Source organism: Bacillus sp. TH22 (assembly GCF_016651015.1).
Taxonomy (GTDB): Bacteria; Bacillota; Bacilli; order Bacillales; family Bacillaceae_G; genus Bacillus_A; species Bacillus_A mycoides.
On sequence record NZ_JAEKER010000001.1, the window covers coordinates 3,891,518 to 3,913,656 of the forward strand.

A 22,139-nucleotide genomic window follows, 5' to 3' on the forward strand; every position below is an offset into this window, starting at 1 on the left:
TGGGGTTTCATCCATCACTGATTATTAATCTTCACCACTCAGTATGCCTGCAAATGGCCGGGGGAAATGTACACTTTTATATAAAAACGGAACCTTTGAGTAGTCTTAGCGTAATTACACGTATTTGTGATATGATTATATGATGTGATAGCGCTGAAAGGGGAAGAACGATGATCTATTTTGATAATAGTGCGACGACGAAGCCATATCCAGAAGCGCTTCAATCGTACGTAACGGTTGCAGGGAAATATTTTGGTAATCCTTCTTCTATTCATTCGCTTGGAGGAGAGGCAGAGCGTCTATTAACACAATCGAGAACGATTGCGGCACAGCTCCTTCACGTTAAACCTGCTGAAATTATTTTCACATCAGGTGGAACGGAAGGGAATAACCTTGCGATTAAAGGGATAGCGATGAGGAATCGTTCGCGCGGCAAACATATCATTACAACAAATATTGAACACGCGTCTGTGTTTGAAGCATATAAACAATTAGAAGATCTCGGTTTTGATGTAACGTATTTACCGGTTAACGAGCACGGTGTTGTATCGGTAGAAGATGTAAAACGAGCACTTCGTGAAGATACGATTCTTGTGTCAATTATTCACGTGAACAACGAGACTGGAGCGATTCAGCCCGTTGCTGAAATTGGAACATTATTAACGAACTATCCGAAAATAAGATTCCACGTGGACCATGTACAAGGGATAGGAAAAGTACCACTTGATTTATACGCTTCTCATATTGACCTTTGTTCAATATCTGGACATAAATTTCATAGCGTAAAGGGGACAGGTCTTCTTTACGTACGTGATGGTGTAAGGTTAGATCCAATCTTATCAGGTGGTCAACAAGAGCTCAAGTATCGTTCAGGTACAGAAAATTTACCTGGTATTGTAGCGATGGTGAAAGCACTTCGTATGACGATGGAACAAGTGAAAGAAAAGATAGTTCATTTGCAAAATTTACAAACAGAGCTGGTCCGTTTCTTTAAAGAGATGGAAACTGTAACGATTAATACATCACTTGAATATGCGGCACCGCACATTTTAAATGTATCATTTGTCGGTTTAAAACCAGAAGTAGTCGTTCATGCTTTAGAAGAGCATGGTGTATATGTATCGACGAAGTCTGCTTGTTCTTCAAAAGTAAATGAAGTGAGCAGAGTACTAGTGGCAATGGGAGTACCGCACGCCGCAGCTACAAGTGCGATTCGCATTAGTCTAGCACCAGACAACACGATGGAAGAAGTAAAACAATTTGAAGGTATTGTTAAAGAGACGATGCCAAAATTATATGAAGTGATGAGGTAAAGAAATATGATGACATATGAATATATTTTAGTTCGTTATGGAGAAATGACGACAAAAGGAAAGAACCGTTCTAAGTTTGTAAGTACGTTAAAAGATAATGTGAAATTCAAATTAAAAAAATTCCCAAACATTAAAATTGATGCAACACATGATCGTATGTACATTCAGTTAAATGGTGAAGACCATGAAGCAATTTCTGAAAGGTTGAAAGATGTATTTGGTATTCATAAGTTTAACTTAGCAATGAAAGTACCATCAGAATTAGAAGATATTAAAAAAGGTGCATTAGCAGCTTTCTTACAAGTAAAAGGTGATGTGAAAACATTTAAAATTACAGTGCACCGCTCTGATAAGCGCTTCCCAATGAAGACGATGGAGTTACTTCCAGAAATCGGTGGGCACATTTTAGAAAATACAGAGGATATCACAGTAGATGTTCATAATCCAGATGTGAATGTACGTATAGAAATTCGCAGTGGTTACAGCTATATTATGTGTGGTGAGCACATGGGAGCTGGCGGTTTACCAGTTGGCGTTGGCGGAAAAGTAATGGTACTTCTTTCTGGTGGTATCGATAGCCCGGTAGCAACTTACTTAACGATGAAACGCGGCGTATCTGTGGAAGCAGTTCACTTCCATAGTCCACCTTTCACAAGCGAGCGCGCGAAACAAAAAGTAATCGATTTAGCACAAGAGTTAACGCAATACTGTAAACGTGTAACACTTCATCTTGTTCCATTTACTGAAGTGCAAAAAACGATTAATAAAGAAATTCCATCTAGCTATTCTATGACAGTTATGCGTCGTATGATGATGCGTATTACAGAGCGTATTGCAGAGGAGCGTAATGCACTTGCAATTACGACTGGTGAAAGTCTTGGACAAGTAGCGAGCCAAACGTTAGATAGTATGCATACGATTAACGAAGTGACAAACTATCCTGTTATTCGTCCGCTTATTACGATGGATAAATTAGAAATTATTAAAATTGCAAAAGAAATTGGAACGTATGATATTTCAATTCGTCCATATGAAGACTGCTGTACAGTGTTTACACCAGCAAGTCCATCGACGAAACCGAAGCGTGAGAAAGCAAATCGTTTTGAAGCGAAGTACGATTTCGCGCCGTTAATTGAAGAGGCTGTAGCGAACAAAGAAACAATGGTATTACAAACAGTAGAAGTAGTGGCTGAAGAAGAAAAATTCGAAGAACTTTTCTAAACCCATAAATTACCACATTCAAATGTGCATGAAGTCATGTTGTTTATCACACTCTATACTCACAAGGAGGTGATACAACATGGCAAGCACAAATAAATTAGCAGTATCTGGTGCTCAAGCAGCATTAGATCAAATGAAATACGAAATCGCTCAAGAGTTTGGTGTTCAACTTGGAGCTGATGCAACATCTCGCGCTAACGGATCTGTTGGTGGCGAAATTACTAAACGTCTAGTTTCACTAGCTGAGCAACAATTAGGCGGTTACCAAAAATAATCCCATATACGATGGCTTAGAAAGAGCGGGTTCTCCCGCTCTTTCTTTTTGTCGTTTTCGTCGTTATTTGCCGATGAATCGTTATGTTAAAAACATCGTCGCTATACATTCATACATCAATTCGACATAAATATAAAAAAATTGTCAAAAGAAGAGGGTTCAAAATTTACTGAAAATTCTTTATTATATAAGGGAGGCATAGAAATAAAGGAGGATGTTATATGAAGAGAGAGGAATTGTTAGCGCCGCCGTCTTATAATTTAGTTTCGGAAATAGAGAAATATACGAGTGATAAAGAGAAGCTTGCTTTAATTTGGCAAGATGATAAAGGGAATAGACGAGAGATTACATATTTTGAATTAATGCAAGGTGCGAATAGAATTGGAAACGCTTTTATAAAAAGTGGCTTACAAAAAGGGGACAAGCTCCTTATTATGATGCCGCGCTTAATTGAAGCTTACATGACGTATATTGCTGCGATTAAAGCAGGATTTGTCGTTATTCCAAGCTCAGAAATGTTGCGTAAAAAGGATATTGAGTACCGTATTGGGCACGGAGAAGTGAAAGCAATTGTAAGTTACGAACCGTATATTGGACAATTCGACGGCGTAGAAGCGGTGGAATCTCTTCAGAAATTCGTTTTGAGCGAGCGTTCAGTAGATGGTTGGAAAAATTTAAAAACAGCATTAGAAACAGAAAGTGACATGTTAGAAATGGCGAAGACAGATAAAGAAGATATGGTCTTTTTATCTTATACGTCAGGGACGACAGGAAATCCAAAAGGAGTTGTTCATACGCATGCATGGGCATACGCTCATTTACGTACAAGCGCTCCGAACTGGCTCGGAATTGAAGGAAATGATGTTGTATGGGCAACGGCTAGTCCAGGTTGGCAAAAGTGGATTTGGAGCCCATTTGTAGCGACTCTCGGTTCAGGTGCAACAGGATTTGTATACAATGGTAAGTTTGAACCAAAAACGTATTTAAATTTATTAGGCGATAATAAGGTGAATGTGCTTTGTTGTACGCCGACTGAGTATAGATTAATGGCAAAGGTAGAAAATTTAAGTGAGTACAATTTAGAAGCGTTACATAGCGCTGTATCAGCTGGTGAGCCGTTAAACAGGGAAGTTATTGAAACGTTCCAAAGGCATTTTGATATTACGGTAAGAGACGGTTATGGGCAAACGGAAAACACATTACTCGTTGGGATAATGAAAGGGATGGACATTAGACCAGGATCAATGGGAAAACCGACGCCGGGAAACCATGTTGATATCGTAAATGAAGAAGGAACTCCTGTACAGGTAGGAGAAGTTGGTGATATCGCAGTTCACATTGAAACACCAGCACTCTTTAAACAATATTATAAAGACGATGAGCGCACAGCGATGCAATTCCGCGGTGATTATTATATTACCGGTGATAAAGCGAAAAAAGATGAAGAAGGCTATTTTTGGTTTGAAGGTCGCGGTGATGATATTATTATTAGCTCTGGTTATACAATCGGACCGTTTGAAGTCGAAGATGCACTTGTAAAACATCCATATGTAAGAGAATGTGCGGTTGTTGCAAGCCCTGATGAAATTCGCGGAAGTGTCGTGAAGGCATTTATCGTATTAAGAGAGAATATAGACAAGAACGAAGAAACATTAATTCCAGTGCTCCAACAACACGTCAAAGAATTGACTGCACCATATAAATACCCTCGCAAAATTGAATTTGTAGATGAACTACCAAAAACGATTTCCGGAAAAATTCGCCGTATTGAACTTAGAAAACAAGAAATGGAGCTTCCTTCAAAATAATTTTGAAAATAGGGAAGTAAATAGTTGAATGAAATGTAAAACGATGATATTATAAAAACGAACACAAGTTCTATTTTATAAACTAAAAAAAGAGGTGTCCGTATGATTTTAGGTATTAATCCGTACTTAGTTTTAGATGGTAGTGGGCAAGAAGCTGTACAGTTTTACAAAGAGGCGTTAGACGCAAAAGTAGAAGTAATGCAAACTTTTGGTGACATGCCTGAAAATCCAGAATACCCAATTCCAGCTGAAGCGAAAGAGCGCGTTTTACATGCTACTTTAAAAGTTGGTAATACGGACCTTATGATTTCTGATACATTCCCAGGTCAAGGGCATGCAATCGGATCTCAAGTAACAATCGCAATTCAAATTAATAATGCAGAAAAAGCGAAAGAAGTATTTGATAAGTTACAAGAAGATGGAGAAGTTATTATGCCACTTCAAGAAACTTTCTGGAGCCCAGCATACGGACAACTAAAAGATAAATTTAACATTGAATGGCAAGTTACAACGAACCCTACTGAACAAAAATAATTTTTGGAAAAGCACCATTTTTAATCGAAATGGTGCTTTTTTTATACACTCTAATTTCGTAGACTAAAGGAAAAGGGGGACGAGTATATGGGAGAAATTTGGTATGGCGGCACCATTTACACTATGCGAGAAGAGAATGAAAAAGTAGAAGCTATTTACGTTGAAAATGGCGTCATTGTTCATATGGGGAATAAAGAAGAGTTAGAAAACCGATATTCAGAAGTGAAGTTATATGACTTAAAAGGGAAAACGATGATTCCAGGACTCGTTGATAGCCATATGCATCTTATTGGGCAGGGGGAGAGGTTGCTTTGTCTAGATCTATCAAATTGTAAATCTTATAGCGAAGTACTTACTCTTGTTCAGAAGCGCGTAGAAGAAGCGCCAAAAGGATCTTGGATTATCGGAGAAGGATGGAATGAAAATAATTTCACAGATACAAAACAAGTTCATGTACGTGATTTAGATGAAATCTCTAAAGAACATCCGATTTTATTAAAGCGTGTTTGTCGTCACGTGACATGGGTGAATTCATACATATTGCAAGAAGCGAACATAACAGAAGCGACGCAAGATCCAAAGGGTGGAAAAATTGGTCGTGACTCATTAAATAAATTAACAGGACTTTTATATGAGCAAGGACAAGAGTTAATTAAACATGTTCAGCCCGAAATAGATGGAGTGTATTTGCAAAGTGCTCTGCAAACAGCGATTTCAGACTGCTGGCAATACGGACTCGTTGGCGGACATACGGAAGACTTAAATTATTATGGCGGCTTTCAAAAAACGTACAATGCGTTTTCACACGTTATAAAAGAAATGCGGTTTAAAGCGCATTTACTCGTTCACCATGAAGTAGCAAATGAACGAAAAGAATATGAAAATGAGCACTATATTGAATTTGGTGCGATGAAAATTTTTTCTGACGGCTCTTTTGGCGGAAGAACAGCTTTATTAAGTGAACCGTATGAAGATGCGAAGGAAACAAATGGAGTTGCCATTTTCTCACGTGAAGAGCTTGCAGGTTTAGTGAAAAAAGCACGAGATTTACATATGCCAGTTGCGATTCATACAATTGGTGATTTATCGCTTGAATATGTCATTGATGCGCTTGAATTACATCCACCAGCGGAAGGATTACGTGACCGTATTATTCATTGTCAGCTAGCTCGTGAAGAGTTGATTGAAAGAATGAAACAATTGCCAGCTATTATTGATATTCAACCAGTCTTTGTTTCATCGGATTTTCCATCAGTGATTGAAAAACTAGGAGAACGCCGTCTTCGTTATGCGTATGCTTGGAAGACGTTACTGGATGCAGGATTACACTGTAATGGAGGCTCTGATGCTCCAATTGAACAAGTGAATCCGTTTTTAGGTGTATATAGTGCTGTTACACGTAGAAGTTTTATTGACGGCGTATGCTATATGCCAGAAGAAAGATTAACGGTATATGAAGCTGTCTCTTTATTTACAACAGGAAGTGCCTATGCAATCGGAAAAGAAGCGAAGCGAGGACAAATCGCAAAAGGATATGAGGCAGACTTTACGATATTAGACCGCAATGTTTTTGAAATTGAGGCGGAAGAAATAAAAGAAGTACAGGCAGAAATGACCGTCATTGATGGGAAGATTGTTTATAGAAAAGACGTCTAAAAATTTGAGGGAGCGGCTCCGAAAATACATTTTGGTGCTGCTTCCTCTTTTTAGATAGGTTGATGATGTCGGTAAATTGATATTTTGGGTAAAATCGTTGATATAATTTCATATACTGTTGTCCTGTTCCAAAATGTTTTGTGAAACAGCGTCAAGTTGCATTTGATAAATAAAAAAACCTCGAATTATGGAAATCTCATAATTCGAGGTTTTTTTGATTACTATAAAAACGTTCTCTGTACTTTTTCCCAGAAGGAGTTGTTTTTTAATTTAACAGTTTTAATTTGTTTATCGCTTAAACGAACAACGGCTTTTTCCACTTGTTTAATGCTAAGTGCTTCGTTATCCATTCCGATAACAGGATAATCATTTCCATCTGGTTTAAGTGTTAAAGTTAACGTACGCTCGTGATTTAAAAGGAACGGTGACCCGAGTGTACGGTATGTGTTGTTATTTAAAGATGCTAGTTCGCTTACTTGGAAACATGGGATAAGTGGATCGACAACTGCACCATGTAATGATTTATTGTAAGCGGTACTTCCTGTTGGTGTGGAGATAACTAATCCATCACCTCTAAAGGTTTCGAAATGTAAATTGTCGACGTGTACATCTACGACAAATGTTTTAATGATACTAGAGCGTAATGTGAATTCATTTAAACAATGGAAAGATGTACCGTGATCTACATCTACTTTAATTGTTGGATATTTTCGCACTTCAATTTCGTTTTTTGTAATTTCTTGAAGGGCTGTATCAACGTGATCGATGTGGAAATCGCAGTAGAAAGAAATTTCATCTTTCGTAGAAATACCTGCGTATAAGCAATCTTCTCTAAAGCCGGTTTTACGAACGGCTTGTAAGAAAGTCCCATCATCTCCAACGCTGACGATAGCGTTTGCATTTTTTGGATGATCTAATATGGTAAATCCATTCTCCTCTAAAATACGATATACTGGTTTCATTTTTTCAACGAGCGTTACTTTGTCATCACCATAAAAGAAAAATAAATTGCGACGATTTGCCATTATGTATCCCTCCACTGCAGTTAAATTTTCTAGTCTTAGTGCTACATATCGTCAGAGTATGTTTCTGGATGATATGTTCAAATAGTATATTTCGATATAAATTGTCAAAATTCCTTTTTATTTTTAGAAAAATTTTTATATTCAATTTTATCAAAGTCTGTTTAATGATGAATAAACTTGTCGATAATGGGTATGGAGTGAAAGGATGGTACGAATGAAGTGGCTCGTAATTGGAATGATAATTCTTCTGCTTTTTATTTTGCTTATACTATTATCGAAAATATCGCTTAAGGTGACGTTTTTATATTCAGAAATGGAAAAACAATGTTTATTTCAAGTGAAAATATGGATGATTCGATATACGTTTGATGTATTGGAAAGAATTGAAAAACAGCAGAAGAAGACAGGACAAAAAATTAAAAAAGCTGAAGAGGACGGCGGAATAGATAATAAAATTATGGCACAACTCGATAGTATAGGGGAACTGATAAAAAAGCTTCAAGACGTTCATACTATTGTTAAAGATTTTCTCAAAAGAGTGAAAATCAATGGTTGGAAATGGCATACGCAAATTGGAGCAGGCGACGCGGCTAGTACTGGAATTGTCACTGGATATGCATGGGGGACAAAAGGAATGGCTGCTGGAGTTGTAGGACAATATATGCATATTGTCGACGTACCAGAATTTGAAATTACTCCTGTTTTTCAAGGAAAGGGATTTGCATCAAGATGCGAGTTAACAGCATCTTTTCGTATATTCCGTACTGTAAAAACAGCGATAAAATTACTCATGTTTATGAGAAAGCAAAGATCTGGTATGACAGAAAAATCTGTTCAAGCATAGGGGGATATAGAATGGACCATCCAATTCAAGGTTTAATGACAACCGCAATGCAGCATTTAAAACAAATGACTGATGTAAATACAATTGTTGGTGATCCAATTAAAGCGGCAGATGGAAGTGTAATTCTTACAGTTTCGAAAGTCAGTTTTGGATTTGCTGCTGGTGGAAGTGAATTTGGTAAAGTAGAACATTCAGGCCGTCATCCATTTGGCGGGGGAAGTGGTGGAGGAGTTTCTATTAATCCTGTTGCCTTTCTTGTTATAAATGGAGAAGGTGTGAAAGTATTACACTTAGATAAGCAAACACACGTCATCGATAAAATAATTGAATTAGCGCCACAAGCTGTTGATAAAGTGAAAGAAATGATGGATAAACGAAAAGAAGATGATCCTGAATTTCAAATTTAACGAATAAAGAAGCTAATCAGTGGATTAGCTTCTTTAATTTTTTTGTAAATAAAGCGATTTTATTTGCATTATCGATAGGGACAAACTATCATTTACATTGTACATATTTTGTTTAAAATAAGGGAGGATTTTTAAGTGGCAAATGTAACTTTTAAAGGTAACCCAATGACTTTAGTTGGAACAGAAGTTAAAGTTGGCGATCAAGCGCCTAACTTCCAAGTATTAGCAAATGACTTATCTCCAGTAAGTTTAGAAACATACAAAGGTGAAGTGAAATTAATTAGTGTTGTACCTTCAATCGACACAGGTGTATGTGATGCACAAACTCGTCGTTTTAACGAAGATGCAGCAGGTATTGAAAACGCGAAAGTATTAACAATTAGCGCTGATTTACCATTCGCTCAAAAACGCTGGTGTGCAGCAAACGGTTTAGAAAATGTTGTAACACTTTCTGATCACCGTGACCTTTCATTCGGTGAAGCTTACGGCTTAGTAATGAAAGAACTTCGTTTACTTGCTCGTGCAGTATTCGTAGTAGATAGCAATGACAAAGTAGTTTACGCAGAATACGTAGGCGAAGGTACAAGCCATCCAAACTATGAAGCAGCATTAGAAGCAGCTAAATCTGCGAAGTAATGTAAATGAAGACGACCTCTCATTAAAGTTTTACTTTAGAAGAGGTCGTCTTTTCTCATGTATTGTTAACTGAACCAATATATGAGAAAAGACGTTACATCATAAACAACTTGAAGGGGAGCTCTTTGCAAGAGGTCGCTTTTTCTTTTGGGAAAAATTTAGATTATGGTATGATATAAGTTATGTGTAAAAGAGAGAAGGAGGAATGTACGTGAGTCAGGCAGTAGAAACATTATTTTCTATTTTTGATTCTTCTACGGTAGTTTTACGTAAAGAATTAGATGTAACATATTTAGAGGCGCTTGTAGAAACAGGTGATAACTTGTTTGAAGGAGCGATTTTACAAGAGGAATTATCCGAATCAACAATTGAACGGTTGAATCGTGAATATAGTACGTTTAATGAAGAAACATATAAAGGGGAAGAAATTCGTAAAGCATTTCAGCTAGCCATTTTAAAAGGAATGAAAGAGGGCGTACAAGCGAATCACGAAATGACGCCAGATGCAGTTGGAATGTTCATGAGCTACTTATTCCATAAGTTTATGCAAGGTCAAAAAGAAATTACTGTTTTAGACCCTGCAATTGGAACTGGTAACTTAATGACCACATTGTTTAATAGCGCCAAAGAAGAACTAACAATGAGTGGATTTGGTGTAGAAGTGGATGAGGTGTTAATTAAACTTGCTTTAGTAAATGCAAATTTACAAAAGCATGCAATCGAATTCTTCCACCAAGATGGACTAGCACCACTTTATATTGATCCAGTTGATGCAGTCGTTTCAGATTTACCAATTGGTTATTATCCAAATGAAATTGTTGCAAGTGAATATACATTAAAAGCAAATGAAGGAATGTCATATGCACATCACTTATTTATTGAACAAAGTGTGAAACATACGAAAGAAGGCGGGTATTTATTCTTCTTAGTACCAAACTTCATTTTTGAAAGTGATCAAGCGCCAAAGCTACATGCATTCATTAAAGAGACATGTTTTATTCAAGGATTATTACAGCTTCCTGTTTCCATGTTTAAAAACGAGAAAAATGCAAAAAGTATATTTGTTCTCCAAAAGAAAGGCCAAGGTGTAACAATGCCGAAACAGGCACTACTAGTGGAATTACCTAAATTCTCTAACATGAAGGCTATGGAGAACGTTATGGATCAATTGAATACTTGGTTTGCAACACATAAATAATACGATATATATGTAACAGGGTTAGTAATTAATGTAGTACAGTTTTATAGGATATGTAATGTTTTTTAATATATACAAGATTTAACTGAATTTTTTTGAAATCTGTAATATATTTTTTTTCTTGGTGTTACAATTTTTTCACTTGAAATATATGTCGGACGATGTTTAAATTAAAATCGTGAGTATAAAATTTACTAATGATGAAACGTTTTCATAATGAGTGAATTTAATTAGATAAAATCGAGCGGTTTGTGGAATGATCCACACAACTACCAAGAGAAAAAGGGGCGAAAGACTAGATGTCAAAAATCATCGCGATTAACGCAGGAAGCTCTTCGTTAAAGTTCCAATTATTTGAAATGCCAAGTGAAACAGTATTAACAAAAGGTTTAGTAGAACGTATCGGTTTAGAAGATAGTATCTTCACAATTACTGTAAATGGCGAAAAACAAAAAGAAATTACAAACATCCCAGATCATGCAGTAGCAGTTAACATGCTTCTTAAGAAATTAACTGAAAACGGAATCGTAAAATCTCTTGATGAGATTGGCGGTATCGGTCACCGTGTTGTACACGGCGGCGAAAAATTTGCTGATTCTGTTTTAATTGATGCTGAAGTATTAGCTGATATCGAAGAATTAAGCGATTTAGCACCACTTCACAACCCAGCAAACCTTGTTGGTATTAAAGCATTCCAAGAAGTACTACCAAACGTACCAGCAGTAGCAGTATTCGATACAGCATTCCACCAAACAATGCCGGAATCTGCATTCCTATACAGCTTACCATATGAGTACTATGAGAAATTTGGCATCCGTAAATACGGTTTCCACGGAACTTCTCATAAATATGTAACTGAGCGTGCGGCTGAATTATTAGGTCGTCCAATTGAAAGCTTAAGCCTACTTTCTTGTCACTTAGGTAACGGTGCAAGTATCGCAGCAGTAGAAGGCGGTAAGTCTATCGATACTTCTATGGGCTTCACTCCACTTGCTGGTGTAACAATGGGTACACGTTCTGGTAACATTGACCCTGCGTTAATTCCATACATCATGGAAAAAACAGGCCAAACTGTAGAAGAAGTAGTTAGCGTATTAAACAAGAAGAGTGGTATGTTAGGTCTTACTGGTTACTCTAGTGACCTACGTGACATCATTGCGAAAGAAGAAGAAGGCGACCACCGTGCGAAAGTAGCACTTGACGTGTTCGTGAGCCGTATCCATAAATACATCGGTTCTTACACAGCTCGTATGAAAGGCGTTGACGCTATCATCTTTACAGCTGGTGTAGGTGAAAACAGTGCAATTATTCGTGAGCGCGTATTAGAAGGCCTTGAGTACATGGGCGTATACTTCGACGTAAAACGCAATAACGTATTCGGTGAAGAAGCATTCATCAGCTTCCCACACTCTCCAGTAAAAATTATCGTAATTCCAACTGACGAAGAAGTTATGATTGCTCGTGACGTATTACGTCTTGGAGATATTGGTTAATATATGCATGAAAAAGACGAGATCCTAAAGGATTTCGTCTTTTTTTGTATATATTTTAAAATCTGATCTGGATATAGTATTTTTTCCTTTTGAATGAATGCAGTGAGGGGAATCCATTTTGCATATGAGGCTGTTTGTTCATCTTTTATATTCAGTATTTCCATTTCATATAGTGATGTGTCTAATAAACGCACAGAATATAGTTGAATGATCTCATGACCAATTTTCTCACCTGAATAAAAAATATTTTCTAAGCATCCTAAATAATCGGTAACTTCTATTTCTGTATGAAGTTCTTCTGTAAATTCTCGAATAACGGTATCTGCTGATTTCTCACCAAGTTCAATTGAACCGCCAAGAGGCCGATAAAAGATTGCGTCTTCCATATTATATTCTTGTACGAGAAGTCGATCGTGATGTATAGCAATGCCAAAAGCTTTTGCACGTGGGTACATATGTATAATCGCTCCTCATTTGTTTTGTATAGGGACGATTATAATCTAGCTGAATAGAAACTGGTACCATTTATTCGGATAGAATGTTGCGACTTCTTAGGCTGTAAATAAAGAACATGCGATGTACAAGCATATTTGCAAATATGATACAATAGAAAAAAATCGAACGAGGTGGTTGTTGTGATGCGATCGAAGCGAGAACAAGCCATTTTAGACAATATAAAAGAGTGGGAAGGGCAATTAGTAGAGCAAGAAGCGACCGATTTTCAAAAGATGTTTGATAAGTGGTTGCATACTACAGTTGCAAAACTACCTGAGAAAAAACGAAAAGACTTTTTTACGAAAGCAGATGGATGGCTCTTTCATTTGCATGCACTTATTCAAAGTTCACAATCACAGTTAGATGCACGTAATCGTATTTTAGGAACATCGAGATTATTTGATGAATCAATTGAGCAACTTGAAGATTTGAAGGCGTTATCTATTGATCAATTAACATACATAGCAGAGCAGCAAACAGCACGTCATCGTCTATATTCATTCGTACAAGGCGGAGCAACTGGTGCTGGTGGTTTATTATTATTAACGGCTGATTTTCCGGTTATGATTGCGTTAAATGTGAAGGCTGTCCAACTTGTTGTGACATCATTTGGGCATGATGTGAACAAGCCGTATGAAATGATGCTTGCGTTAAAGGTATTCCATGCAGCATTATTGCCGGCGAGACTTCAGCAATATGCATGGTACAATTTACTGAGAGAACTCGAACAAGAGGATTCATTCTTCTATGAAGGAGACGAAGCAGTATTAAAGCCAGCTTCTACTGAGGTTGTGTTAAAACAAATTTTGAAGACGTTTTCGATTTATGCTCTTCGTCGTAAAGTATTCCAAGGCATTCCTGTACTCGGAATGGCGATTGGCTCTACAGTGAACTATCGCTTAACGAGGAATGTTACTGAATTTGCAAATAAGTTTTATCAAGTACGCTACATATTAGAAAAAGAAAAGAGAGCATGAAAAAAAGCGAGAGGCCGAAGCCTTTCGCTTTTTAGTTTGTCGCATGTTTTTTGGATATTGGAATAGAAACGGGTTGCTTCGCTGCTTTCTTTTCTGTTTTTGGATAGTAAATTAAATCCAATGTTTTTGCCTGTACGGCAATCGAAAGAATAGTAAAAGCAATTTCTGTCCAATTTAAATAATATAATGAAAGCGCAAGAACAATCGCGTCAAAGACGAAGAAAATTTGCCCAATTGTAAACCGAGTTCGTTTACTTAATATAATTGTTAAAATATCGTCTCCACCGGTTGCACCGCCAAATCGCAATATAAAACCGAGTCCAATACCAGCTAACGCACCGCCAACTACTGCAGCTACAAATAAATTATTTGATAAATCTACCGTAAAAGGAGAATAATTTTCCATAAGGGAATAAAATACTCCGAATGAAAGTGAACCTAAGAATGAATAGCCAACCATTTTTCTACCTAAAAATGAAGCACATAGTAAAATAATAGGGATATCCATTACTACAGTTGAAATAGATGGTGAAATATCATAAAAATTTTGGATGAATAGTGCAATACCTACAAAGCCACCTTCTGTTAAGTGGTTTTGGAAGTGAATGTGATATAGCGCTGCTGCTAATATAAATGAACCGATTAAAACCATAAAAACTTCTTTAATAATTTGTCGACTTTGGATGTTCCTCATCGTTATTCCTTCTTTCCGTAGTTAGTAGTCCTTTTGGTGTTGTAAACTAACTACGAGCTCACATGTAGCTTTCAGTTAGTTTACGAAAACAACTAACTACGCTATATGTCGCTGAAGAAATAACGAATAATCCTCTCGTCCATCAATTCTCCCTACCTTCGTTTTAGTTTAAGTCTTAAAGCGACTAAACAAAACGGGGAGTAGGATTCTTCATTTAGCAATCCTGCTCTTCTTTGTTTTGTTTAGCTAGTAACAATTAAGTCCTAAACAAAACGCTATGTGTAAGAAGAGTCTTTTTTTTGCCAAATTATCCTTCGGGCAATCATAATTTCCCCACTCTCGTATTTTTTTCGCTAGACTAAAGTATCTGAGCTGAAAAATACGCTACGTGTATGATTCGTCAATACGATGCCACATGCTCCTTCGAGCGATCATGATATCAAAATCCCTTCCTTCAAGATTTATATTATTATATCATACTTTCAAAAAATACATGCGGATGGAAACCGACAATAACCGAAGAGAATCTACAAAAAATGTTATGTTTAAATATTTTTGTAGAAAAGCCTAAGTTATTTCGTAGAACTGGACAACTTTTAGAAGTTTATCCAATAAGTAAGAAAAGAAGGGTTTTTATTCAATTGTATTGTTCTCATCACTTTTATCTTTAAAAAATGCATCCCAGCTAATGATACTTAAAAAAGTTAAAGCGATAATAATGAAAGCTCGCATAAGTTTGAGACCTCCTTTTGTACATAGTATATGAATAATTTGTTTCGGAATGTGTCATTTTTTTACAAGCTCTAACTATTATGAGAGTATATTAATATAGATAGATGAGGGGGAGAATGGAGATATGCTAAAAGACATGTTTAAAAGAAAAGAATTAAAATGTGTTTCATGTCAGAAAAAGATTCAATATGAAGAAGAGCTAGTTGCTTTTGTAAAGTTGCCGAAAGAAAGAAGTATATTAGTTGGTCCGTTTGATGTGTGTTTGGCGAAAACAGCACAAGAAATATATTGTAAATCGTGTTACGACAAAAAAGCATGACCCAAAGTAATTGAGGGGCATGCTTTTTTCATTGGTGTGCTTTTCCCTCAGATACATTTTGAGTGAGTCGATACCAAAGCCAAAGGTCATTAATGATGGAAGCAAGATCGGCAATTTCTGAATTAAGCTTGCAAGAAATTTCGAAGTCTTCTTCGTTATTTAAGTGGTGTTGTTTAGCGTTAATATGGTGCTCAAGTTCCTTTATACGATCAGGTATTTTCCCGCGAACTTGCTCCCATTTTAATAAAATAGAATGCTGCGCTTGTTCAGAGATGTCTTCCCATTTTTCTTGTATGTTCGGTACTTCAATTCCTAGATGTTCATTGTATATAAAATACTTTTTCATGGACACCCCTCCATTTTCCTTCCTCTATTTTACATAAAAAAAGAAAGAAGTTCGACGAAATTGTTTGAAAAAATTTTATAAATTCCCCTTGATTCATTTTATGAAAGGTGATAAAGTTTGGATTATTATAAGAAAAGATGAATATTTATTCTTTAGGGGGATGCAAAATGGAGAAGAAAAAAGTTGTATTAGCATATTCCGGAGGTCTTGATACTTCCGTTGCAATTAAATGGTTACAAGAGAAGAATTATGATATTATCGCGCTTTGCTTAGATCTAGGGGAAGGTAAAGACTTAGCGTTTGTAAAAGAAAAAGCACTTTCAGTAGGTGCAATTAAATCATATATGATTGATGTTCAAGAAGAATATGCGAATGAATATGCATTGATAGCGATGCAAGCTCACACGTTATACGAAGGGAAATATCCGCTTGTCTCTGCATTATCTCGTCCGCTTATTGCAAAAAAATTAGTAGAAATTGCAGAGCAGGAAGGCGCAAGTGCAGTTGCACATGGATGTACAGGGAAAGGGAATGACCAAGTTCGTTTTGAAGTTTCTATTCAAGCGTTGAATCCATATTTAGAAGTTATTGCGCCCGTACGTGAATGGAAATGGTCACGTGAAGAAGAAATTGCATATGCAAAAGAAAATGATATACCGATTCCAATTAATTTAGATAGCCCGTTTTCAATCGATCAAAACTTATGGGGACGCAGCAACGAATGTGGAATTTTAGAAGATCCATGGGCAGCGCCGCCAGAAGAAGCATACGAGATGACATTAGCATTAGAAGATACACCGAATAAACCAGAGTTTGTAGAAATCGGATTTGAAGCAGGAGTACCGACGACTTTAAACGGCACTGCATATTCACTTTCAGAACTAATTAAAACGTTAAATGCACTTGCTGGCAAACATGGCGTTGGACGTATCGACCATGTAGAAAATCGCCTTGTCGGTATTAAATCTCGTGAAGTATATGAATGCCCAGCAGCAATGACATTAATAACAGCGCATAAAGAACTTGAAGATTTAACACTTGTGAAAGAGGTCGCTCATTTCAAACCGATGATTGAGCAAAAACTAACAGAATTAATTTATAACGGTTTATGGTTCTCACCTTTAAAACAAGCGCTCAATGCTTTCTTACAAGAAACGCAAAAAAATGTAACAGGTACAGTACGTGTGAAATTATTTAAAGGTCATGCGATTGTAGAAGGGCGTAAATCTGAGTACTCTTTATACGATGAAAAATTAGCAACGTATACTGTCCAGGATGAATTTAATCATGATGCAGCAGTTGGATTCATTTCATTATTCGGTTTACCTACGAAAGTATACAGTCAAGTGAATCAAAAGAAGGTGGAAGCGTGAGCAAACTTTGGGGCGGACGTTTTACAGAAGAAGCGGAAGCGTGGGTTGAAGAGTTTGGAGCATCCATCTCCTTTGATCAACAATTAGTAAATCAAGATATAAAAGGGAGTATCGCACACGTAACGATGTTAGCAAAGCAAGGCATTGTTACGAAAGAAGAAGCAGAGAAAATAAAGATAGGGCTTCAATATTTACTAGAGGAAGCGAAAGAAAATAAATTGAATTTCTCAGTTGAGGCTGAGGACATTCATTTAAACATTGAAAAGATGTTAATTGAAAGAATCGGTGAAGTAGGAGGGAAACTTCATACAGGCCGAAGCCGTAACGATCAAGTAGCGACAGATATGCATTTGTATTTAAAAGAAAAAGTAGAAGATATTATAAAAGCTACAAAACAATTGCAAACTGTTCTTGTTCATCAAGCGGAAAATAACATTGAAACAATTATGCCCGGCTATACGCACTTGCAACGTGCACAGCCGATTTCATTTGCGCATCATATTCTTGCTTACTTTTGGATGTTAGAGCGCGATGTGAATCGTTATGAAGATTCGTTAAAGCGTATTAACATTTCACCATTAGGAGCTGGAGCACTAGCTGGTACAACATTCCCGATTGACCGAGAATATAGTGCGGAGCTTCTTGGATTTAATGGAATCTATGAAAATAGTTTAGATGCGGTAAGTGATCGTGATTTCATACTGGAGTTTTTAAGTAACTCATCTATGCTTATGATGCACTTATCACGCTTTTGCGAAGAACTTATTTTATGGAGTAGTCAAGAATTTCAATTTATTGAAATGAGCGATCAATACGCAACAGGAAGCAGTATTATGCCGCAGAAGAAAAATCCGGATATGGCGGAACTTATTCGTGGTAAAACTGGCAGAGTATACGGTAATTTATTCAGTTTACTTACAGTAATGAAAGGATTGCCGCTCGCTTACAATAAAGACTTACAAGAAGATAAAGAAGGAATGTTTGATACAGTGAAAACAGTAGAAGGATGCCTTCATATTATGGCAGGCATGCTTGAAACGATGACTGTAAACAAAGAAAAAATGGGGCAAGCTGTGACGCAAGACTTCTCTAACGCAACAGAAATTGCCGACTATTTAGCAAGCAAGGGACTGCCGTTCCGTCAAGCTCATGAAATTGTCGGGAAACTAGTTCTTCATTGTACGCAAAAAGGAATCTATTTATTAGATGTACCACTTGAAACGTATAAAGAAATGAGTCCGTTATTTGAAGAAGATTTATATGAAGTTCTTTCACCTTATGCAGCTGTAAAGCGTCGTAACAGTGCTGGTGGGACAGGATTTGAGCAAATTGAAAAAGCTTTGGAGAAAGCGAAGGGGTTAGCAATAGAGTTTGTTGGAAGTTAAATGATATATGATATAGAAGGTAAGGTACTTTTTTAGAAAGTACCTTACCTTTTTGTATGGATTTAATTAAGCCTAGAACAATATGTTCTAGGCTTAAAGCTTCATTGATTAATCATACTTGTGTCGATCTTCCGTAATCCGAATGTATTCAATATCCATTAAATCTCTAAGTAATGCACCGTGACTTAGTTCAACACCATGTTTTTCTTTAAAATGCTCGCGAATCGTATTTAACATTTCGAGTTCTGTACCGTTCACATCTAAAATAATACGTTCATAATCATCCATGTAGCATCCTCCTTTTCTAAACACATATATTTTGTCCGTCTATTTCTAAAAAATGTATGCTAACTTAATGTTAGGAAATGAGAAAGGAATGGAAGATGAGACGTATTTATCCCGCATTAACGGGCAGTAAGACCCCCACCTCAAAATTCAGCGAAAGCAAAGAAGTTAGGTGGGGGATCAACTGCCCGTAAAAGCCCGATTGGTTCAACTAATAATCAGTGGGGGATGAACAAAACCCCACTGATTAAAGTTTCACTTTATTTTGTAGGGTTAATTTTGTACACGCTAATTGTATTACACGTTGCATTCCCAGAAGTATTTTCATTTGAGAATGTAACAACAATGCATATAGCAATCTTTATCTTTACTTTATTTGTAGTAGATTGCTGTATTTCTGTATGGCTTTCTAGAAAAAAGAAAGTACAAGAAGTAAAAGATAAAAAAGAAATAGAACAGAAAAAGAGAAAACGTTCATTTTGGATGACAACGTATTGTTTTTCTTTAGTGATTGCTGCTGCATTTTTTAGCGAGCATATTCCACTAGAAAGATTGGATATCGAATTTTGGGCAATCGTATTTGCATGTTATTTTTTCATGCACTTTCTTCCTTATATGAAAGAAAGGCGAGGAGAAGAGGAAGATCCGATTGAAGAAGAAGTGAGAGAACAAGAGAGTAAGAGAATAGAAGAAGACATAAAGAAACTTGGCGAACAAAAGTGGTATTTAAAATCAAAAATTATATATGTTCTTTGCTTCATTACGCCGCCAATCGGTTATGTGTATGTTTTCTTACTTCGTAAAAAAATGACAGAAGATGCAAAGTAAACGTACTTAACTGTTGCGACGATAATGATGGCGCTATGGTCTTTGAAATTCCTTCCGCCGTATGTGTTGGCAGGTACCGTTGTTGTTGTAGCTTGTCTTGTATTTATAGTGAAGTTTGTGAAATGAAAAACACCAAGCCTATGTGGACTTGGTGTTTTATTTATAAATTAAAGATCACCTTGCTCCTCGTCACCACGAACAACAAGGACATCGCATTTCGCATAGCGAATAATATGTTCAGAGACGCTACCAATTAGGAAACGTTCTACAGCATTTAAACCAGTTGCACCACACATAATTAAATCAACTTTATGGTTTGGAGCGATTTCTTTTGAAATTTTAGATTTAGGATTACCAAATTCTAATACAGTTTCCACTTTTTCAAGACCAGCTTCAAGCGCAGTTTTTTTGTAGTCTTCTAATAAGTCTTCTGCAAATAGATTTGCACGTTCAGCAATTGCGCGGCTATAAGCCTCTACTGCTGAGTATGCTTTTACATCAACGATATGAGCAATTGTTAATGTTGCGTTGTTTCGTTTTGCAACTTGAATTGCTTTTTTAAAGGCTTTTTCTGCTTCTTTAGAACCGTCCACCGCAATTAAAATATTTGTATATGTATTATTCATAGTAAATTCCTCCCAATCATTTTTATTACCGTTTACAACTTTATTATAAAACAAATTTTGGTAATGTGCTTGTCGGAAACGTTACAGAATTTTGAAAACTTTGTTTTAATTCATTTTAGTTGTAATTGAGGCGAGAACTTGTTAAACATGAAGTATGGCAATTTAAAAGAAGAAAACAACAGTAAGTAAAAACATAGGCAAACCTGGACATGCGTAGTGAAATATAGGCTCGATGACTGTATAGAGAGAAATATTTCAAACATCATCATCGCACACAAGATAGTTTTTTCGTTTTGGTTACGACTGGTTTAAGGGGTTTCTTCATAAAATTGAAGTCCACGTTATCATTGTTACTAATGAAAAGTTGTCTTCACAAGAAGAGATTGTTCAAAATTTGATATCTATCATTCATGTATGGAGTTGTAGAATATACGGATTGAGGAAATATAAAGAGAAAATGTCGGAGGATGAAGAGCTATGAAAAAAGCCTATCTAGTAGAGATTAAACCGACAAATGAACAAATAACCAAGATCCATCAAACGATTGGAGTGTGCAGATATGTTTACAATCTATATCTATCTAAAAATAAGGAGATATATGAATCCGAGGGAAAATTTCTTAGTGGCTATGACTTTTCTAAATGGCTAAATAACATTCATACAAAAGAGTGCGACCAGTGGATTAAAGAAGTGTCGAGCAAAGCGGTAAAACAAGCGATTATGAATGGAGAGAAAGCTTTTAAGCGATTATTTAAAGGTTTATCTAAGTTTCCGCGATATAAAAAAAAGAGGAAGCAAGATGTGAAGTGCTACTTTCCGAAAAACAATAAAACAGATTGGATAGTAGAAAGGCATAGAGTAAAAATACCTACAATTGGTTGGGTAAGGTTAAAAGAATATGGATATATCCCTAAAAATGCAACTGTAAAAAGTGGCACAGTATATCAAAGAGCAGGAAGATATTTTGTATCTGTACTTTGTGTAAGAGAAGAAGTAAGAGTAAAACCAATGCTGAATAAAATAGGTTTAGGGATTGATTTAGGGCTGAAGGATTTCGCTATACGTAGCGATGGCATAATTTATGAAAACATCAACAAAACAATAAAAGTAAAAAAGATAGAAAAACGGTTAAAACGTGAACAACGCTCTTTATCACGCAAATTTGAAAATATAAGAAAGAGAGGTGAACAACCTGTTGCTAATAAAAGAGCGAATATAGATAAAAATATTCTTAGAGTCCAAAAACTACATGCCAGGCTAGCAAATATTCGATTAGCGTATGTAAAGTCTATTGTAAATGATGTGGTGAAAACCAAGCCAACGTTTATTACAGTGGAGGATTTGAATGTGAAAGGTATGATGAAGAATAAACATCTATCTAAAGCAATTGCGAAGCAGTGCTTTTATACATTTAAAACATGGTTGTTAACGAAATGTGAGGAATATGGAATTGAACTACGTCAAGTAGATACATTCTATCCCTCGTCAAAGTTATGCTCATGTTGTGGTCAAAAGAAAGCAGGCTTAAAGCTATCCGACCGAGTATATGAATGTGACTGTGGTAATGTAATGGATAGAGATTTGAACGCGTCAATCAACCTTTTACAAGCAAAAATATATACAATACTAACGTAAATAGATTGTATATATGTACGGTGGGCTACATCGGA

General features: G+C 36.4%; 22 protein-coding genes and 1 pseudogene. 17 read left to right on the forward strand and 6 right to left on the reverse strand.

The window, feature by feature from the left end:
* Nucleotides 1–170 precede the first annotated feature (170 nt).
* The 6 genes from JFU18_RS19855 to JFU18_RS19880 all read left to right on the forward strand — a co-directional run bounded on the left by JFU18_RS19855 (nucleotide 171) and on the right by JFU18_RS19880 (nucleotide 6,806).
* Complete coding sequence (locus JFU18_RS19855) at nucleotides 171–1,313, forward strand: cysteine desulfurase family protein (RefSeq protein WP_201034373.1); 1,143 nt, start codon at nucleotides 171–173, stop codon at nucleotides 1,311–1,313.
* Nucleotides 1,314–1,319: 6 nt separating this feature from the next.
* On the forward strand, nucleotides 1,320–2,534 hold the full coding sequence (gene thiI / locus JFU18_RS19860; RefSeq protein ID WP_002034334.1) for a tRNA uracil 4-sulfurtransferase ThiI: 1,215 nt from the start codon (nucleotides 1,320–1,322) through the stop codon (nucleotides 2,532–2,534).
* Between the two features lie 79 nt (nucleotides 2,535–2,613).
* On the forward strand, nucleotides 2,614–2,808 hold the full coding sequence (locus JFU18_RS19865) for an alpha/beta-type small acid-soluble spore protein (protein WP_000168891.1): 195 nt from the start codon (nucleotides 2,614–2,616) through the stop codon (nucleotides 2,806–2,808).
* 221 nt (nucleotides 2,809–3,029) lie between these two features.
* Complete coding sequence (gene mbcS / locus JFU18_RS19870) at nucleotides 3,030–4,616, forward strand: acyl-CoA synthetase MbcS (RefSeq protein WP_002034333.1); 1,587 nt, start codon at nucleotides 3,030–3,032, stop codon at nucleotides 4,614–4,616.
* A 102-nt stretch (nucleotides 4,617–4,718) separates the two neighbouring features.
* Nucleotides 4,719–5,150: a VOC family protein gene (locus JFU18_RS19875; protein ID WP_088040244.1), complete on the forward strand. Its 432-nt coding sequence runs from the start codon at nucleotides 4,719–4,721 to the stop codon at nucleotides 5,148–5,150.
* An 87-nt stretch (nucleotides 5,151–5,237) separates the two neighbouring features.
* A complete protein-coding gene (locus tag JFU18_RS19880; RefSeq protein WP_201034372.1) occupies nucleotides 5,238–6,806 on the forward strand; it encodes an amidohydrolase in 1,569 nt (522 codons plus the stop codon).
* A gap of 221 nt (nucleotides 6,807–7,027) precedes the next feature.
* Here the strand turns inward: JFU18_RS19880 and JFU18_RS19885 are convergent, their stop codons facing one another.
* Complete coding sequence (locus tag JFU18_RS19885) at nucleotides 7,028–7,831, reverse strand: NAD kinase (protein ID WP_002015552.1); 804 nt, start codon at nucleotides 7,829–7,831, stop codon at nucleotides 7,028–7,030.
* 205 nt (nucleotides 7,832–8,036) lie between these two features.
* On the opposite strand from JFU18_RS19885, the gene JFU18_RS19890 reads away from it, so the two are divergent.
* From JFU18_RS19890 to ackA, 5 genes are all read left to right on the forward strand, one after another.
* Complete coding sequence (locus JFU18_RS19890) at nucleotides 8,037–8,675, forward strand: DUF2953 domain-containing protein (RefSeq protein ID WP_002067581.1); 639 nt, start codon at nucleotides 8,037–8,039, stop codon at nucleotides 8,673–8,675.
* Between the two features lie 11 nt (nucleotides 8,676–8,686).
* Entirely contained in the window at nucleotides 8,687–9,082 is a 396-nt protein-coding gene (gene ytfJ / locus JFU18_RS19895) for a GerW family sporulation protein (protein WP_000350005.1), read from the forward strand.
* A 135-nt stretch (nucleotides 9,083–9,217) separates the two neighbouring features.
* Nucleotides 9,218–9,718 carry a thiol peroxidase gene (gene tpx, locus JFU18_RS19900; protein WP_002015549.1) on the forward strand — a complete coding sequence of 167 codons (501 nt, stop codon included), beginning with the start codon at nucleotides 9,218–9,220 and terminating at the stop codon, nucleotides 9,716–9,718.
* Nucleotides 9,719–9,929: 211 nt separating this feature from the next.
* Nucleotides 9,930–10,916 carry a class I SAM-dependent methyltransferase gene (locus tag JFU18_RS19905; protein WP_201034371.1) on the forward strand — a complete coding sequence of 329 codons (987 nt, stop codon included), beginning with the start codon at nucleotides 9,930–9,932 and terminating at the stop codon, nucleotides 10,914–10,916.
* Nucleotides 10,917–11,215: 299 nt separating this feature from the next.
* Nucleotides 11,216–12,409, forward strand: coding sequence for an acetate kinase (gene ackA, locus JFU18_RS19910; RefSeq protein ID WP_002015546.1), 1,194 nt, complete (start codon nucleotides 11,216–11,218; stop codon nucleotides 12,407–12,409).
* Here the strand turns inward: ackA and JFU18_RS19915 are convergent.
* Entirely contained in the window at nucleotides 12,406–12,864 is a 459-nt protein-coding gene (locus JFU18_RS19915) for an NUDIX hydrolase (protein ID WP_085312504.1), read from the reverse strand. The two genes, ackA and JFU18_RS19915, sit on opposite strands and share 4 nt — an antisense overlap.
* A 183-nt stretch (nucleotides 12,865–13,047) precedes the next feature.
* Between JFU18_RS19915 and JFU18_RS19920 the strand changes: the two genes are divergently transcribed.
* On the forward strand, nucleotides 13,048–13,881 hold the full coding sequence (locus JFU18_RS19920; RefSeq protein WP_201034370.1) for an EcsC family protein: 834 nt from the start codon (nucleotides 13,048–13,050) through the stop codon (nucleotides 13,879–13,881).
* A 31-nt stretch (nucleotides 13,882–13,912) separates the two neighbouring features.
* Here JFU18_RS19920 and JFU18_RS19925 read toward each other — a convergent pair whose 3' ends face one another.
* Nucleotides 13,913–14,575, reverse strand: coding sequence for a YitT family protein (locus JFU18_RS19925; protein ID WP_002015542.1), 663 nt, complete (start codon nucleotides 14,573–14,575; stop codon nucleotides 13,913–13,915).
* An 856-nt stretch (nucleotides 14,576–15,431) separates the two neighbouring features.
* Between JFU18_RS19925 and JFU18_RS19930 the strand changes: the two genes are divergently transcribed.
* Nucleotides 15,432–15,626, forward strand: coding sequence for a hypothetical protein (locus tag JFU18_RS19930; protein ID WP_002067549.1), 195 nt, complete (start codon nucleotides 15,432–15,434; stop codon nucleotides 15,624–15,626).
* 28 nt (nucleotides 15,627–15,654) lie between these two features.
* Here the strand turns inward: JFU18_RS19930 and JFU18_RS19935 are convergent, their stop codons facing one another.
* The gene (locus tag JFU18_RS19935; RefSeq protein ID WP_063218482.1) at nucleotides 15,655–15,972 is read right to left on the reverse strand and encodes a hypothetical protein; all 318 of its coding nucleotides are present in this window, start codon (nucleotides 15,970–15,972) and stop codon (nucleotides 15,655–15,657) included.
* A 167-nt stretch (nucleotides 15,973–16,139) separates the two neighbouring features.
* Between JFU18_RS19935 and JFU18_RS19940 the strand changes: the two genes are divergently transcribed.
* Complete coding sequence (locus JFU18_RS19940; RefSeq protein WP_201031896.1) at nucleotides 16,140–17,345, forward strand: argininosuccinate synthase; 1,206 nt, start codon at nucleotides 16,140–16,142, stop codon at nucleotides 17,343–17,345.
* Complete coding sequence (gene argH, locus JFU18_RS19945; RefSeq protein WP_088045196.1) at nucleotides 17,342–18,730, forward strand: argininosuccinate lyase; 1,389 nt, start codon at nucleotides 17,342–17,344, stop codon at nucleotides 18,728–18,730. The genes JFU18_RS19940 and argH overlap by 4 nt, the downstream gene beginning before the upstream one ends.
* Nucleotides 18,731–18,838: 108 nt before the next feature.
* On the opposite strand, the gene JFU18_RS19950 is transcribed toward argH, so the two are convergent.
* Nucleotides 18,839–19,018, reverse strand: coding sequence for a hypothetical protein (locus JFU18_RS19950; protein WP_002034316.1), 180 nt, complete (start codon nucleotides 19,016–19,018; stop codon nucleotides 18,839–18,841).
* A 225-nt stretch (nucleotides 19,019–19,243) separates the two neighbouring features.
* On the opposite strand from JFU18_RS19950, the pseudogene JFU18_RS19955 reads away from it, so the two are divergent.
* Nucleotides 19,244–19,969, forward strand: a pseudogene (locus JFU18_RS19955) (hypothetical protein).
* Between the two features lie 41 nt (nucleotides 19,970–20,010).
* On the opposite strand, the gene JFU18_RS19960 reads toward JFU18_RS19955, so the two are convergent.
* Nucleotides 20,011–20,469: a universal stress protein gene (locus tag JFU18_RS19960; protein ID WP_001066676.1), complete on the reverse strand. Its 459-nt coding sequence runs from the start codon at nucleotides 20,467–20,469 to the stop codon at nucleotides 20,011–20,013.
* A 477-nt stretch (nucleotides 20,470–20,946) separates the two neighbouring features.
* Between JFU18_RS19960 and JFU18_RS19965 the strand changes: the two genes are divergently transcribed.
* Nucleotides 20,947–22,104: an RNA-guided endonuclease InsQ/TnpB family protein gene (locus JFU18_RS19965; protein WP_201034369.1), complete on the forward strand. Its 1,158-nt coding sequence runs from the start codon at nucleotides 20,947–20,949 to the stop codon at nucleotides 22,102–22,104.
* Nucleotides 22,105–22,139 lie beyond the last annotated feature (35 nt).

Coding starts and splice junctions, on each gene's coding strand:
- ytfJ (WP_000350005.1), top strand. CDS start 8,687: ATGGACCATCCAATTCAAGGTTTAATGACAACCGCAATGCAGCATTTA.
- mbcS (WP_002034333.1), top strand. CDS start 3,030: ATGAAGAGAGAGGAATTGTTAGCGCCGCCGTCTTATAATTTAGTTTCG.
- JFU18_RS19930 (WP_002067549.1), top strand. CDS start 15,432: ATGCTAAAAGACATGTTTAAAAGAAAAGAATTAAAATGTGTTTCATGT.
- JFU18_RS19855 (WP_201034373.1), top strand. CDS start 171: ATGATCTATTTTGATAATAGTGCGACGACGAAGCCATATCCAGAAGCG.
- JFU18_RS19960 (WP_001066676.1), bottom strand. CDS start 20,469: ATGAATAATACATATACAAATATTTTAATTGCGGTGGACGGTTCTAAA.
- JFU18_RS19890 (WP_002067581.1), top strand. CDS start 8,037: ATGGTACGAATGAAGTGGCTCGTAATTGGAATGATAATTCTTCTGCTT.
- JFU18_RS19940 (WP_201031896.1), top strand. CDS start 16,140: ATGGAGAAGAAAAAAGTTGTATTAGCATATTCCGGAGGTCTTGATACT.
- JFU18_RS19925 (WP_002015542.1), bottom strand. CDS start 14,575: ATGAGGAACATCCAAAGTCGACAAATTATTAAAGAAGTTTTTATGGTT.
- JFU18_RS19915 (WP_085312504.1), bottom strand. CDS start 12,864: ATGTACCCACGTGCAAAAGCTTTTGGCATTGCTATACATCACGATCGA.
- JFU18_RS19965 (WP_201034369.1), top strand. CDS start 20,947: ATGAAAAAAGCCTATCTAGTAGAGATTAAACCGACAAATGAACAAATA.
- JFU18_RS19865 (WP_000168891.1), top strand. CDS start 2,614: ATGGCAAGCACAAATAAATTAGCAGTATCTGGTGCTCAAGCAGCATTA.
- JFU18_RS19935 (WP_063218482.1), bottom strand. CDS start 15,972: ATGAAAAAGTATTTTATATACAATGAACATCTAGGAATTGAAGTACCG.
- ackA (WP_002015546.1), top strand. CDS start 11,216: ATGTCAAAAATCATCGCGATTAACGCAGGAAGCTCTTCGTTAAAGTTC.
- JFU18_RS19950 (WP_002034316.1), bottom strand. CDS start 19,018: ATGGATGATTATGAACGTATTATTTTAGATGTGAACGGTACAGAACTC.
- JFU18_RS19875 (WP_088040244.1), top strand. CDS start 4,719: ATGATTTTAGGTATTAATCCGTACTTAGTTTTAGATGGTAGTGGGCAA.
- JFU18_RS19885 (WP_002015552.1), bottom strand. CDS start 7,831: ATGGCAAATCGTCGCAATTTATTTTTCTTTTATGGTGATGACAAAGTA.
- JFU18_RS19920 (WP_201034370.1), top strand. CDS start 13,048: ATGCGATCGAAGCGAGAACAAGCCATTTTAGACAATATAAAAGAGTGG.
- thiI (WP_002034334.1), top strand. CDS start 1,320: ATGATGACATATGAATATATTTTAGTTCGTTATGGAGAAATGACGACA.
- JFU18_RS19880 (WP_201034372.1), top strand. CDS start 5,238: ATGGGAGAAATTTGGTATGGCGGCACCATTTACACTATGCGAGAAGAG.